Source organism: Vandammella animalimorsus (assembly GCF_002285265.1).
Taxonomy (GTDB): domain Bacteria; phylum Pseudomonadota; class Gammaproteobacteria; order Burkholderiales; family Burkholderiaceae_C; genus Lampropedia.
This window is the reverse complement of record NZ_NSJB01000012.1, coordinates 73,146-86,398: the sequence shown is the minus strand read 5'-3', so window position 1 is coordinate 86,398 and position 13,253 is coordinate 73,146. Positions and strand designations below refer to the sequence as shown.

At 65.8% G+C, this 13,253-nt stretch carries 9 protein-coding genes and 1 pseudogene; 8 read left to right on the top strand and 2 right to left on the bottom strand.

Translation table 11 applies throughout. From position 1 onward, the window contains the following. Positions 1 to 207 (bottom strand): annotated as a pseudogene (locus tag CK625_RS14170) (urate hydroxylase PuuD); the annotation flags it as partial. Positions 208 to 526: 319 nt separating this feature from the next. On the opposite strand from CK625_RS14170, the gene CK625_RS12030 reads away from it, so the two are divergent. After that, positions 527 to 1,129 (top strand): dihydrofolate reductase, encoded by a 603-nt coding sequence (locus CK625_RS12030; protein ID WP_095540563.1) that lies wholly within the window; start codon positions 527 to 529, stop codon positions 1,127 to 1,129. Between the two features lie 54 nt (positions 1,130 to 1,183). After that, positions 1,184 to 1,696 (top strand): pantetheine-phosphate adenylyltransferase, encoded by a 513-nt coding sequence (gene coaD / locus CK625_RS12025; RefSeq protein WP_095540562.1) that lies wholly within the window; start codon positions 1,184 to 1,186, stop codon positions 1,694 to 1,696. A gap of 67 nt (positions 1,697 to 1,763) precedes the next feature. Here the strand turns inward: coaD and mfd are convergent, their stop codons facing one another. Beyond that, positions 1,764 to 5,273 carry a transcription-repair coupling factor gene (mfd, locus tag CK625_RS12020; RefSeq protein ID WP_095540561.1) on the bottom strand — a complete coding sequence of 1,170 codons (3,510 nt, stop codon included), beginning with the start codon at positions 5,271 to 5,273 and terminating at the stop codon, positions 1,764 to 1,766. Between the two features lie 211 nt (positions 5,274 to 5,484). Here mfd and CK625_RS12015 point away from each other — a divergent pair, with 211 nt between their 5' ends. The 6 genes from CK625_RS12015 to CK625_RS11990 all read left to right on the top strand — a co-directional run bounded on the left by CK625_RS12015 (position 5,485) and on the right by CK625_RS11990 (position 13,247). Then, a complete protein-coding gene (locus CK625_RS12015) occupies positions 5,485 to 6,732 on the top strand; it encodes a branched-chain amino acid ABC transporter substrate-binding protein (RefSeq protein WP_095540571.1) in 1,248 nt (415 codons plus the stop codon). A 93-nt stretch (positions 6,733 to 6,825) separates the two neighbouring features. Then, a complete protein-coding gene (locus CK625_RS12010; protein WP_095540560.1) occupies positions 6,826 to 8,559 on the top strand; it encodes a GMC family oxidoreductase in 1,734 nt (577 codons plus the stop codon). A 371-nt stretch (positions 8,560 to 8,930) separates the two neighbouring features. Beyond that, a complete protein-coding gene (locus CK625_RS12005) occupies positions 8,931 to 10,295 on the top strand; it encodes a solute carrier family 23 protein (RefSeq protein WP_238945647.1) in 1,365 nt (454 codons plus the stop codon). 555 nt (positions 10,296 to 10,850) lie between these two features. Next, complete coding sequence (gene pilV / locus CK625_RS12000; protein ID WP_095540558.1) at positions 10,851 to 11,525, top strand: type IV pilus modification protein PilV; 675 nt, start codon at positions 10,851 to 10,853, stop codon at positions 11,523 to 11,525. Positions 11,526 to 11,546: 21 nt separating this feature from the next. Continuing rightward, positions 11,547 to 12,434 (top strand): PilW family protein, encoded by an 888-nt coding sequence (locus CK625_RS11995; protein WP_143326274.1) that lies wholly within the window; start codon positions 11,547 to 11,549, stop codon positions 12,432 to 12,434. Positions 12,435 to 12,470: 36 nt separating this feature from the next. After that, positions 12,471 to 13,247, top strand: a complete 777-nt coding sequence (locus tag CK625_RS11990) for a pilus assembly PilX family protein (protein ID WP_095540556.1) — start codon at positions 12,471 to 12,473, stop codon at positions 13,245 to 13,247. Positions 13,248 to 13,253: the final 6 nt, after the last annotated feature.

Genomic DNA, 13,253 nt, shown 5'->3' with positions numbered 1-13,253 from the left:
GCGAGCGGGCGCGTGCCCAGCCGCTTTGCGCGGCGCGGGCGCTGCGGCGCTGCGGGGCGTGCCGGCGCCTGGGCGGCTTGGGCCAGGCTTGCGGCCGGCCTGGGCGGACTTGCGGGCGGGCTTGCGCTTGGGCGCGGCGGCGGGGGATCGGGGGGCTTGCGGCTGGCCAGGCAGGGACAGCGTGCGGCGGGCAGGGGCGTCGGACATGGGGCAAGGCAAAAATGCAGGGAAATGGGCGGCGCGGCGCGCGCTGGCCCATGGAAACTGGCTGGCACTGTAGCGGAGATGCCTGCGCGGAAGATGAAAAAGATGCGGGCGGTGCGGGCCGCTGCGCGCTCTGGCCGCCCGGCTGGCAAATGCCGTTATGCTTGCGCGCTGCCCGGCGGGGCCATCGCGCAGGCGCTAGGGCTTGTTGAGATTGGGTTTGCGAAGCGGTTTTTGACCGAAAACACCGCCGCAACACTCAATCTCAACAAGCCCTGCCGCTGCGATCCTTCGCCCTGCGCCTGTTGCCTGCCCGAACACCATGTCCCCCACTGCCCCCAAACCCCGTCTTGCGCTGATTGCCGCCGTGGCGGCCAATGGCACCATCGGCCGCGATGGCGGCATGCCCTGGCACCTACCCGAAGACCTGCGCCATTTCAAGCGCCAGACCATGGGCCGGCGCATCATCATGGGGCGCCGCACCTGGCAGTCGCTGCCGGGCCTGCTGCCCGGGCGCGAGCACATCGTCATCGCCCGCCAGCCGCTGGCCTTGCCGGCGGGCGCTTTCTGGGCCGGCAGCGTGCAGGAGGCGCTGGCCCTGCCGCTGCCGCAGCTGGGCTCTGGCGCATCTGGGGCAGGCGGCGCAGCGTCTGGCCAGGCCGAGCCAGAGCGCGCCACGGTGTTCGTCGTTGGCGGCGCGCAAATCTATGCCCAGACCCTGGCGCTGGCCGATGATTTGTACCTGACCGAGATCGACGCCGACATCGAAGGCGATACGCACTTTCCCGACTGGGAGCGCAGCGCCTTCGAGGAGCGATCGCGCCAATGGCACGAAGCGCCGCTGCAGCCCGGCGGCGTGCCCGTGCGCTACGCCTTCGTGCATTACCGCCGCCGCCCGGCGGCCCAGGCAGCTGCGGCCTTGTGATCAAGGAAGGGCGCGCGCGGCGCGCCCGTTTTGCTTGCCCAGAAAGGAAAGCCCATGTCCCAGCCCCCGTCCATCCTGGCGGTGTTCCCCGGCACCTTCGACCCCATCACCCGCGGCCATGAGGAGATGATCCGCCGCGCTGCGCGCCTGTTCGACCGCTTCATCGTGGCCGTGGCCGCCGGGCACCACAAGAAAACGCTGTTCACGCTGCAGGAGCGCATGGACATGGCAAGAGGCGTCTTTGCCGATGTGCCGCAGCTGAGCGTGCACAGCTTTTCCGGGCTGATGCGCGATTTCGTCGTCGAGCAGGGCGCGCAGGTGATGGTGCGCGGCGTGCGCGGCGTGACCGACTTCGATTACGAGGTGCAGCTGGCGGGCATGAACCGCAAGCTCATGCCGGAGGTGGAAACCCTGTTCATGGCCCCTGGCGAGCAATACCAGCATGTGAGCAGCACCTACGTGCGCGAGATCGCCACGCTGGGCGGCGATGTGCAGGCGCTGGTCTCGCCGCTGGTGTATGAGCGGCTGATGCAGCGCGTGCAGCAGCGCCGCAGCGAAGCGCCCTGAGGGCCAAACGCCAAACGCCGAACGCCGAGCGCAGAGCGCAGAGCGCCGAACGCGCAAGGGCGGGCGCTCAAGCCGCTGCCTGGGCCACAGTGGTTGATGGCGATGGCGGCAGCGGCTCGCCCAGGTTGCGCAGCACGTCGCGCACCATTTGCACGCGGTCCTTGAGGGCGGGCAGCTCGCGCTCGATGCGCAGCCGGTCGTTGCCGGCCAGCTTGATGTGGCGGTTTTTCTGGATCAGCTCGATGATGCGCAGCGGCTGCACCGGCGGGTTGGGGCGGAAGCTGATGACGATGGCCGCGGGCGAGGCATCGACTTTCTGCACGCCATAGGGCTCGCAGAGGATGCGCAGGCGGTGCGTGTCGATCAGCGCCTGCACCTGCTCGGGCGGCTTGCCGAAACGATCGACGATTTCTTCGAGCAGGCCGTCCACGGCCTGCAGGCTGCTGGCCGTGGCCAGGCGCTTGTAGAACGACAGGCGCAGGTGCACGTCGCCGCAGTAGTCGCTGGGCAGCAGCGCGGGCACGTGCAGGTTGATCTCGGTGGCCGCCTGCATGGGCGCGAGCAGGTCGGGCTCCTTGCCGCTTTTGAGGGCCTTGACGGCATCGGCCAGCATCTCGTTGTAGAGCTGAAAGCCGATCTCCAGAATGTTGCCGCTTTGGTTTTCGCCCAGCACTTCGCCGGCGCCGCGGATTTCCAGATCGTGCATGGCCAGGTAAAAGCCGCTGCCCAGCTCCTCCATGTCCTGAATGGCGTCCAGCCGCTGCTGGGCCTGGCGGGTCAGGCTTTGCACGTCGGGCACCATCAGGTAGGCATAGGCCTGGTGGTGGCTGCGGCCCACGCGGCCGCGCAGCTGGTGCAGCTGGGCCAGGCCGAACTTGTCGGCGCGGCTGATGACGATGGTGTTGGCCGTGGGCACGTCGATGCCCGTTTCGATGATGGTCGAGCACAGCAGCAGGTTGTGGCGCTGGGCCACGAAGTCGCGCATGACGCGCTCGAGCTCGCGCTCGGGCATCTGGCCGTGGGCCACGGCGATGCGCGCCTCGGGCAGCAGCTCCTGCAGGCGCTCGCGGCGGTTCTCGATGGTTTCGACCTCGTTGTGCAGGAAGTACACCTGCCCGCCGCGCTTGAGCTCGCGCAGCACGGCCTCGCGGATCACGCCCTGGCTTTCGCTGCGCACGAAGGTCTTGATGGCCAGGCGCTTTTGCGGCGCGGTGGCGATGACCGAGAGCTCGCGCAGCCCCTCCAGCGCCATGCCCAGGGTGCGCGGGATGGGCGTGGCCGTCAGCGTCAGCACGTCCACCTCGGCGCGCAGCGCCTTCATGGCCTCTTTGTGGCGCACGCCAAAGCGGTGCTCCTCGTCGATGATGAGCAGGCCCAGGTTCTTGAAGTCGATGGAGGAGGACAGCAGCTTGTGCGTGCCCACGACGATGTCCACCGAGCCATCGGCCAGCCCCTTGGCGGCGGCGTTGATCTCGCGCGTGGTGCGAAAGCGGCTCATCTCCGCGACCTTGACGGGCCACTTGGCAAAGCGGTCGGCCAGCGTCTGGTAGTGCTGCTCGGCCAGCAGCGTGGTGGGGGCCAGAAAGGCCACCTGCTTGCCCCCGAGCACGGCCACGAAGGCCGCGCGCAGCGCGACCTCGGTCTTGCCAAAGCCCACGTCGCCGCAGACCAGGCGATCCATGGGCCGGGGGCTGAGCATGTCGCCGATCACGGCGTCGATGGCGGCCTTCTGGTCGGGCGTTTCCTCAAAGCCAAAGTCCTTGGCAAAAGTGGCGTACTCGGCCGCGTCAAGGCGGAAGGCGTGGCCTTCGCGCGCGGCGCGGCGCGCGTAGATGTTGAGCAGCTCGGCGGCGGTGTCGCGCACCTGCTCGGCAGCCTTGCGCTTGGCTTTTTCCCACTGGCCGGAGCCGAGCTTGTGCAGCGGTGCCTCGTCGGCGGCCACGCCGCTGTAGCGGCTGATTTGCTGCAGCTGGCTCACGGGCACGTACAGCACGGCCTGGCCGGCGTATTCCAGGTGCAAAAACTCCTGCAGCGCGGCGCTGCCGTCGGGGTTTTTCTGGCCCATGTCCATGTTCACCAGGCCGCGGTAGCGGCCAATGCCGTGCTGGGCATGCACCACGGGGTCGCCGATTTTCAGCTCGGCCAGATCGCGCACCATGTGCTCGACGCTGCTGGCCTGCTCGTGGCGCCGGCGGCGGCGTGTGGTGGGCGCGGCGTTGAACAGCTCGGTCTCGGTGACGAAGTCGATGCCGCCTTCGCCCCAGCCGAAGCCGCGCTGCAGCGCGCTGGTGGCGATGCCGATTTTTTCCTCGCTGGCCTGGAACTCGGCCAGCGAATCGAAGGCCGGCGTCGGCAGCTGGCTGGCGCGCAGAAAGTCCGCCAGGCTTTCGCGCCGCCCGGCGCTTTCGGCCAGCACCAGCACGCGCTGGGCCGTGCTGCGCAGGTGCGCCTGCAGGCGCATCAGCGGGTCGGCGGCGCCGCGCACGGCGGCAATGTCGGGCAGGGCGCTGAAGTCCGTGCGGTGGCGCTGCGCGCTGTCCTCGCTGGCCTGATCGGCCGCCGGGCGCAGCGCCAGTTGCGCCAGCGGCTTGCACAGCGTGAAGAATTGCTCGCTGGAGAGAAACAGCGCCGCAGGCGGCAGCGCCGGGCGCTCCTCGTCCCGCGCCAGCAGGTGGTAGCGCTCCTGCGTGTCCTGCCAGAAGGCCTGCAGCGCATCGTCCAGCGCGCCGTGCAGCGCCAGCGTGGTGTGCTCGCCCAGATAGTCGAACACGGTGGCGGTCTCTTCGAAGAACAGCGGCAGGTAGTACTCGATGCCGGCCGTGGCCACGCCGTTGCCCATGTCCTTGTAGACGCGGCTCTTGGTCGGGTCGCCCTCCATCAGCTCGCGCCAGCGGCTGCGAAAGCGCTGGCGCGCGGGCTCGTCCATCGGGAACTCGCGCCCGGGCAGTAGGCGGATGGCCTCGACCGGCTGCAGGCTGCGCTGGCTTTCGGGGTCGAAGGTGCGGATGGAGTCGATCTCGTCATCGAACAGGTCGATGCGGTAGGGCAGGGCCGCGCCGTTGGGGAACAGGTCGATCAGGCTGCCGCGCACGGCGTACTCGCCCGGGCCCACGACCTGGCCCACGTGCTGGTAGCCGGCCATGGTCAGCTGGGCCTTGAGCCTGGCCTCGTCCAGGCGCTGGCCGGTCTGGAACTGGAAGGTGTAGCCGGCCAGGAAGGACGGCGGCGCCAGCCGGTACAGCGCCGTGGTGGCCGGGATCAGCAGCACATCGGCCTGGCCCTGCTGGATGCTCCACAGCGTGGCCAGGCGCTCGCTGATGAGGTCCTGGTGCGGCGAGAAGCTGTCGTAGGGCAGGGTCTCCCAGTCCGGGAACAGCACCAGCGCCAGCGTCGGGTCGAAGAATGCCATCTCGCGCAGCAGGCGCAGCGCATCGCGCGCATCGGCGGTGACGACGGCCGTGCGCCGGCCTTGGGCCTTTTCGCGCGCGGCCAGCTGGCACAGCAGCAGTGCGTCGGCAGAGCCCACGGGCATGGGCATGGTGTAGCGGTGGCCGGGGCTGAGGCGGGGCAAGGTCATGGCTGGGGAACTGGGCGGCTGGCTGACGGGGCGGGCATTTTAGGCGGGCCTGCGGCGCAGCCCCGCCGCGCGCCGCGCCGCAGGCTGCAAGCGGCCCGCAGTAACCTGTGGGACAGCGCCCTAGGGCTTGCCCTTATGCGGGCTGCGCCGTGCGCGGCTAATACTGTGCGCGCATTCCCATGGACTTCAAGCAACGATGGAGGAAATTGCCATGAACCACACGCTTCGCGCTACCGCCCTGGCCGCCGCCCTGGCCTGGAGTGCGCCGCTTTTGGCCCAGCAGGGCCAGACGGTGAAGATCGCCTGGATCGATCCGCTCTCGGGCCTGATGGCGGCGGTGGGCAATAACCAGATCAAGAGCTTTCAGTACGTGGCCGAATACTTCAACAGCCACCCCGAGCTCAATCCGGCGGGCGTGAAGTTTGAGGTGCAGGGCTTTGACAACAAGCTCAGCCCGCAGGAGACGGCCAGCTTGCTCAAGGCGGCCATCGACCAGGGCTTTCGCTATGTGACGCAGGGCAATGGCTCGGGCGCCTCGCTGGCGATCATCGAGGCGCTGGAGCGCCACAACGCGCGCAACCCGGGCAAGGAGGTGGTGTTCATCAACCATTCGGGTGTTGACCCGGATCTGACCAATGCCAAGTGCAGCTACTGGCACTTCCGCCTCGATGCCGACACCTCGATGAAGATGAAGGCCATGACCGATTTCATCCAGGCCCAGCCCGAGGTGAAGAAGGTGTTTCTCATCAACCAGAACTATGCGCACGGCCACCAGGTGGCCAAGTACGCCAAGGATTTGCTCAAGCAAAAGCGCCCGGACATCGAGATCGTTGGCGAGGACTTGCACCCGCTGGCGCAGGTGCGTGACTTTGCGCCCTATGTGGCCAAGATCCGCGCCTCGGGCGCCGATGCCGTGATCACGGGCAACTGGGGCTCTGACCTGGCGCTGCTCATCAAGGCCGCCAGCGATGCCGGGCTGGAGAACGTCAAGTTCTTCACCTACTACGCCGGCGTGACCGGCTCGCCCACGGCCATGGGGGCAGGCGCCGAGGGCAAGGTCTATACCGTCTCCACCAGCCACATGAACCTGCCCGGCCCGATCGGTGAGATCTCCAAGGGCTTTCAGGAGCGCACCGGCAGCGACATGTACACCGGCAGCGTTTACAACACCTTTGCGCTGCTCTCCGGGGCGATGGCCAAGGCGCAATCGACCGATCCGGTGAAGGTGGCCGCAGCCTTGGAGGGGCTGCGCGTCAAGGGCTTCGATCAGGAGATCGAAATGCGCCGCGACGACCATCAGCTGCAGCAGGGCCTGTACATGGCGCTGTGGAGCAAGGCCACGCCGCAGGCGCCGTATTCGATGGAGAAAACCGGTTACGCTTCGCACCCGGTCAAGTACTTCGGCCTGCAAGAGACCAGCACGCCCACGACCTGCCAGATGAAGCGCCCGGGCGGCTGATCTGCCTGCCTGGGGTATGCCCTGCGCAGCACCGCGCGCCGCCCTGGCGCGCGGTTTGCCGTTGTATCGCCATCGTTTGCCCGCCGCCTGCCCATGACTTTCTCCACCGCCTCGCAGCCCAGCGCCAGCGCCGCGCCTGGCGCGCAGTTCGATCTCATCGTCATTGGCGCGGGCACGGCCGGCTCGCTGCTGGCCAACCGCCTCAGCCGCAACGGCCAGCGGCGCGTGCTGCTGCTCGAAGCGGGCGGGCGCGACGACTACCACTGGATCCACATCCCGGTGGGCTATCTGCACTGCATTGGCAACCCGCGCACCGATTGGCTCTACCACACCGAGCCCGATCCGGGTCTGAACGGCCGCGTGCTGCGCTACCCGCGCGGCAAGGTGCTGGGCGGCTGCTCCAGCATCAACGGCATGATTTACATGCGCGGCCAGGCGCGCGACTATGAGCAATGGGCGCAGCTGACGGGCGATGACTCCTGGCGCTGGCAGGCCGTGCTGCCGCACTTCATTCAGCATGAGGACCATTACCGGCTCGATGCCGCGGCGCAGCAGGCGCCGGCCGGCTTTGCGAACAGCCACGGCGGCCAGCGCCACCCCCAGGCAGCGCAGCTCGGGCGTGAGTGGCGCGTGGAAAAGCAGCGCCTGCGCTGGCCCATCCTGGATGCGTTTGCCCAGGCCTGCGTGCAGGCAGGCATTGCGCGCAGTGAGGATTTCAACCAGGGCGACAACGAGGGCGTGGGCTATTTCGAGGTCAACCAGCGCAGCGGCTGGCGCTGGAATGCCGCCAAGGCCTTTTTGCGCCCGGTGCGCCAGCGGCGCAACCTCAGCATCTGGACGGGCGCGCAGGTGCAGCGCCTGCTGCTGGAGCGTCAGCCCGATGGCAGCCTGCGCTGCAGCGGCGTGCAGGTGCTGCACGGCGGCCAGAGCCTGGCCCTGCAGGCGCGCGCCGTGGTGCTCAGCGCCGGCAGCATCGGCTCGCCGCAGATCCTGCAGCTCTCGGGCCTGGGCCCGGGCGAGCTGCTGCAGCGCCACGGCATCGCCGTGCAGGCCGACCTGCCCGGCGTGGGCGCCAATTTGCAAGACCATCTGCAAATCCGCTCCATCTACCAGGTGCAGGGCGCGCGCACCCTCAACAGCCGCGCGCGCCATTGGTGGGGCAAGGGCCTGATCGGGTTGGAGTACGCGCTGCGCCGCAGCGGGCCCATGAGCATGGCGCCCTCGCAGCTGGGCGCGTTCACGCGCTCCTCGCCGCGGTACGCACACGCCAACATCCAGTACCACGTGCAGCCGCTGAGCCTGGACGCCTTTGGCGAGCCGCTGCACCGCTTTGACGCGCTCACGGCCAGCGTCTGCAACCTCAACCCCAGCTCGCGCGGCAGCGTGCGCATCCAGTCGGCCGACTTCCGCCAGCCGCCGGCCATCGCGCCCAACTACCTCAGCACCGAGGAAGACCGCCAGGTCGCCGCCGATAGCCTGCGCGTGACGCGGCGCATCGTCGCCCAGCCGGCCCTGGCGCCATACCGCCCGCACGAATACAAACCCGGCGCGCAGTACCAAAGCGATGAAGAGCTGGCGCGCCTGGCCGGCGACATCGCCACCACCATCTTCCACCCCGTGGGCACCTGCAAGATGGGCCGCGACGATGACCCGCTGGCCGTGCTCGACCCCCAGCTGCGCCTGCGCGATGACCAGGGCGGCCGCGTGCACGGCCTGCACGTGGTGGACGCCAGCATCATGCCCACCATCACCAGCGGCAATACCAACAGCCCCACGCTGATGATTGCCGAGAAAGCCGCCGCCCACATCGACGCCCAGCTGGGCTGAGCGCTGCTGAGCGCCTGGCGCAAGGCCAGCCGCAAAGGCTGACCGCGCCCGAGGAGGGCGCCGCAACAACCGGCAGGCGCCGCGGCCGGTTGCCTGTGGCCTTGCCCCCTGAAAAAGCCTGCTTGCTGTGCCTGGGCGCGCCTTGCCGTGCGCGGCGCAATCAGGGTTCTTGCCTATGTGCCCAGGAATGTTGCGGGTTTGGGCTGTGGTTCAATCGCGCACTGTTTCGACGAGCAGACCTTCCCCAGGCCGGCTGTGGCCGTAATGGCTGTCGTTTTCCCCCCAACCACAGGCGAGGTTTTTTGATGCCAATCCAACGCGAATACGGAAAAGAACACCCTTACTGGCCCTTGGGGCCATTCAAGGTCCGGTTGCCTTTCATTCATTACCGCTGGGAATTCCCGGAGATGATCCAGGCCTTGCTGATGTTCGTGGTCAGCCTGGGCATGATCCCGCTGCTGCAGCAATACCTGGGCCTGCCCTACGAGGCCGCGCTGGCCGGCGTGGTGATTTGCGGCATCGGCTTCATGCTGCCGGCGCTGCTGGGCGTGCCGCTGGTGCCCGGCTGGATCACGCCGGCCATTCCCGTGGTGCTGCTGTATCTGCAGAACTTCCAGCCAGGGCCAGAGGCCGTCAAGGCCATGGTGGCGCTGCAGATCGAGGTGTTTTTGATCTTCCTGATCCTGGGCATCACCGGGCTGGGCAACAAGCTGGTGACGCTGATCCCCAACTCGCTCAAGTGCGGCATCATCATCGGCGCTGGCATCGCCGCCATGATGGGCGAGCTCAAAGCCGGCGGGCGCGTGTCCAACGCGCCCGTGTCCATCCTGATCGGCGCCATGATCGCCGCCTACATCCTGTTCTCGCTCTCCTTCAAGAGCGTGGTGCTGCGCAACCGGCTGGCCAAGATCATCTCCAACTTCGGCATGGTGCCCGGCATCGTGATCGCCATGCTGATCGGCTGGGCCATCAAGGAATTTCCGCTGCCCAACATCGAGTGGGGCATCACCAAGCCGAACTTCGGCCTGCTGTTCGATCACCTGGCCTTCAACATCGGCTGGCCCACGTGGGACATGTTCCTGCTGGCCGCGCCCACGGCCGTCATCGCCTATGTGATCGCCTTCGGCGACATTCTGGTGGGCTTCACCCTGGTCAAGCGCGCCGACCACCAGCGGCCTGACGAGGTGATTGAAACCAACGTCACGCGCGTGCACCTGGTCACGGCCATTCGCAACGGCATGCACGCCATCTTCGCGCCCTGGCCCGGTCTGGCCGGCCCGCTGTGGACGCCCATCCAGGCCACCACCGCCGAGCGCTACGCCCTGGGCCGCAAGGCCATGGACAGCATCTACAGCGGCCAGGGCACGTTCTGGATCTCGGGCTTTCTGGCGCTGTTCGTGCTGCCGCTGGTGACCATGTTCAAACCCGTGCTGCCGCTGGCGCTGTCACTCACGCTGATCCTGACGGCCTACATCTGCATCATGGTGGGCATGGAAGAGCTGAAGGACTCGGCCGAGCGCGGCGTGGCCGGCATCGTGGCCGTGACGCTGGCCATGCCCGACCCCAAGGCCACCATCTACGCCATCGCCGTGGGCCTGGTGCTGTACTTCCTGATCGAGCGCCAGAACGCCGCCGAGCGCCAGCGCGACGACCTGTCCATCATCACCGACGACACCGCCGCCATCGAAGCCGGCAGCGAACGCGGCAAGGCCAACCCGGACGCCGCGCCGCGCTGAAACCCCCACAGCGCACAGGCCGCCATCGCGGGCCGTAAATCCAGGCCCTGAAAGGCGGGCCTCAACAGAAAAAAGCCAGACGCGGCAGATGGCTGCGCCTGGCTTTTTGCTTGCCGAGCCATCCGATGCCTATGGCGCAAACCAGTGCACAGCACCGTGATCTGGCGCTGCATGGGCGCGCGCCTGCCTGAAACCAGCGTCATGGCGCAACAACCCCGACAGCATCGATGCAGACGGGCGAGGTGCCATGCGACAGCCCGCCCATTGGTCACCCGGGCTGTGCCATAGATCGTGCGGCTGTGGTTGGTGTTTGTGCTCTGTTGGATAAATCAATGCATATGGAGAATTTCTTTGAAAGTACAGATTTTTTATGAATGCCATTTGTTGGGGCTGATTTTTCGATTGCTGCGATTCATAAGTTGATTGCTGAAATTTATTTTTATCCTTGATATTTGGGTGTCGCCTTCATGAAGAGGGCGGTTGCAGTCATTGGATTGGATGGCTGATCTTTGGTGTGGTGCTTGTGGCTAAGATTTCTTGCATTTGAGCAGTGCCATGAAAAATCCAGCAAACCCAGGCCATTGTTTGCCGTGTCGGCAAGGTGGCATTTCTTTAATCGAGGCGTTGGTCGCGGCCTTGGTGACGGCTTTGGGCGTTCTGGGCATTTTGATGATGCAGATGCGCACCATGGCCAATACTCAGGTTGCTGTGCGCCAGGCCCAGGCCATTCGCCTGATTGAGAATCTGAGCGAGCGCATGCGGATGAACCCCAATTCCTTCGCCCAGGGGGTGGCCAGCAATTACGTCATCGGTTGGGAGCATCCTGTTCCAGAAATCAGCTGTGCCACTGGCTGTGCTGCGGATGTTTTGGCTCGTTTCGATATCCAGCAGTGGAGAAAGGATGTTCGGGCTGCTTTGCCGTTGGCAGATGCCAATGTGTTTTTGGTGAATGATGAATCCAGTGTCGGTGCAGGTCACCATCGCCAGATCGGCGTCATGATTGCTTGGCGGGAAAATGAATCTTCAGAAAATGCGGAAGATTCTGCCTTCAATCGATACTTCAGGTTAACCAGCAGGAATGCGGCAGGGCAAACCATTGCCTGCCCAACTGGCCGAACCTGCCACCTCCAATTCATCCAGTTGTCCGCGCGTTGTATTGCGAACAAAAACTCGGGCACTGCCCGCCCTTATTGTGCCGACGGGAGTGTGAAGACGATTGCCAGTTCCTGAAACCGTTTTTGCGAGATTGGGATGGGATTCGATATGTGGCAAAAATCTCTGAAGCCTGCAGGGGGGCTGCTGCAGCATTCATGTGCGATTGCCATTGAGCGCCAGGCTGGCCTGACCTTGGTGGAGTTGATGGTCGGCGTCACCATCGGCATGCTGATGGTGGCCGTGGCCATAGGGGCTGTGATGGTCTCGCATGGCGCGTCCTCTACGGTCACAGAGGCCGCACAGCTGCAGCAGCAGGCCTCATACGCTTTTCGCATACTGGGCCAGCAAATCCGCCAGGCGGGTTCGTTGGAGCTCAACCTGGATGCGGAGACGAATCAAGGCACCAGCACTTCTTTGTCGCCCGGCAGCAAGGTGGCTTTTTTGGTGGGATACAACCAATGGAGCCAAATCATCACTGGTGTGGATGCGCCAGGCAGCGCCCAATTCGCGCTGACTGTCGGGCACCAGAACTATGCAGAGCGCTTGGGCAATGAGGCCAACGATATCGGTAGCCTGTTTCGGGATTGTCTGGGCCAGGGCGCAGCAGCCGTAAGCGGGAGTTACCCACGCATCATCAGCCGCTTTGCCTTGCGCAATGGCGAGTTGGTTTGCCGTGGCACGGCAGGGCAGGCCCAGGCCATCATCCAGAACGTGGCCGGTTTTCAGGTTTGGTATTACACCCAGACGGGTGCAGCATCTGGCGCGCCCCGGATTGGTCGTGTCCCGGCATCAGAGGTTGCCAATTGGGCCGATGTGGTGGCCGTGGAGGTGTGTCTGGACATGGTGGGCTCGCACCGGGCGGATGTGCCTGAAAGCTCCCGGTACAGAAACTGTCAGGACCAATCGGTGGGCTATGGGGATCGCATCCATCAGGTCTATCGCAACGTGTTTCAGCTGCGCAGCCAAGGCGTGCTGGGCGGGTAAATCCCGGGGGTGGCCCCTCTTTCATTTGCTGTGGCCATGACTGTTCACCATTGCATTGTTGATTGCCCGGCAGCGCGCCAGCGCGGTGTTGCGCTGTTCATCGTGCTGGTGATGGTCTTGCTGGGGATGTTGCTGGCCCTTTGGGCCTCGCGCGCGGCGGTGTTCAACCAGATGGTGGTCGGCAACGATGCCGATTACCAGCGTGCGTTCGCGGCAGCCCAGGCCATGCTGCAGGATGCAGAGCTGGATATTCTGCGCGAGGGCCCCGATGGCGCGGCCTGCACGAAAAATGCCAGCAAGCCGCAAATTTGCCGGGCAGGCAATGCCTTGTATCCGCCACAGGGGGCGGAGGAAATCACCCCGTTATTGGCCCAGCTCAGCGATGTGAGCGTCACGCAATGCAGGCACGGCCTGTGCACCAAGCGCGGCACGGGCACCGCGCACAAAGGCCAGAACTTCTGGAACGACGCCGTCTTGCTTGCCGCCATGCAGCAAGCCGACGTGGGCGCGCGCTATGGCCAATTCACAGGCGCCATTGCCGGCAGCAATACCGAGGAGCTGGGCGCAACTGGCAGCGCCATCCTCAACCAGGTGGGCGCCGGCAATGTCGGCGCCTGGTACTGGATCGAGGTGTTGCCCTATACCGATGCCGCCCAAAGCGCGGGCTTGATCGTGGGTGGCCCTGCCAATTTCCTGCCCTTGAATGTCGATCCGTCGGTGGTGTATCGCATCACTGCCATTGCGTATGGCCGCAAGAATGGCACGCGCGTTGTGCTCCAGCAAACCTTTGTTCCTCAAAAGCTCAAGGATTGAGACGCC

Bases quoted from the DNA above. Each gene is read 5' to 3' on its own strand.
- CK625_RS12030 (WP_095540563.1), top strand. From the start codon at position 527: ATGTCCCCCACTGCCCCCAAACCCCGTCTTGCGCTGATTGCCGCCGTG.
- coaD (WP_095540562.1), top strand. From the start codon at position 1,184: ATGTCCCAGCCCCCGTCCATCCTGGCGGTGTTCCCCGGCACCTTCGAC.
- mfd (WP_095540561.1), bottom strand. From the start codon at position 5,273: ATGACCTTGCCCCGCCTCAGCCCCGGCCACCGCTACACCATGCCCATG.
- CK625_RS12015 (WP_095540571.1), top strand. From the start codon at position 5,485: ATGAACCACACGCTTCGCGCTACCGCCCTGGCCGCCGCCCTGGCCTGG.
- CK625_RS12010 (WP_095540560.1), top strand. From the start codon at position 6,826: ATGACTTTCTCCACCGCCTCGCAGCCCAGCGCCAGCGCCGCGCCTGGC.
- pilV (WP_095540558.1), top strand. From the start codon at position 10,851: ATGAAAAATCCAGCAAACCCAGGCCATTGTTTGCCGTGTCGGCAAGGT.
- CK625_RS11995 (WP_143326274.1), top strand. From the start codon at position 11,547: ATGGGATTCGATATGTGGCAAAAATCTCTGAAGCCTGCAGGGGGGCTG.
- CK625_RS11990 (WP_095540556.1), top strand. From the start codon at position 12,471: ATGACTGTTCACCATTGCATTGTTGATTGCCCGGCAGCGCGCCAGCGC.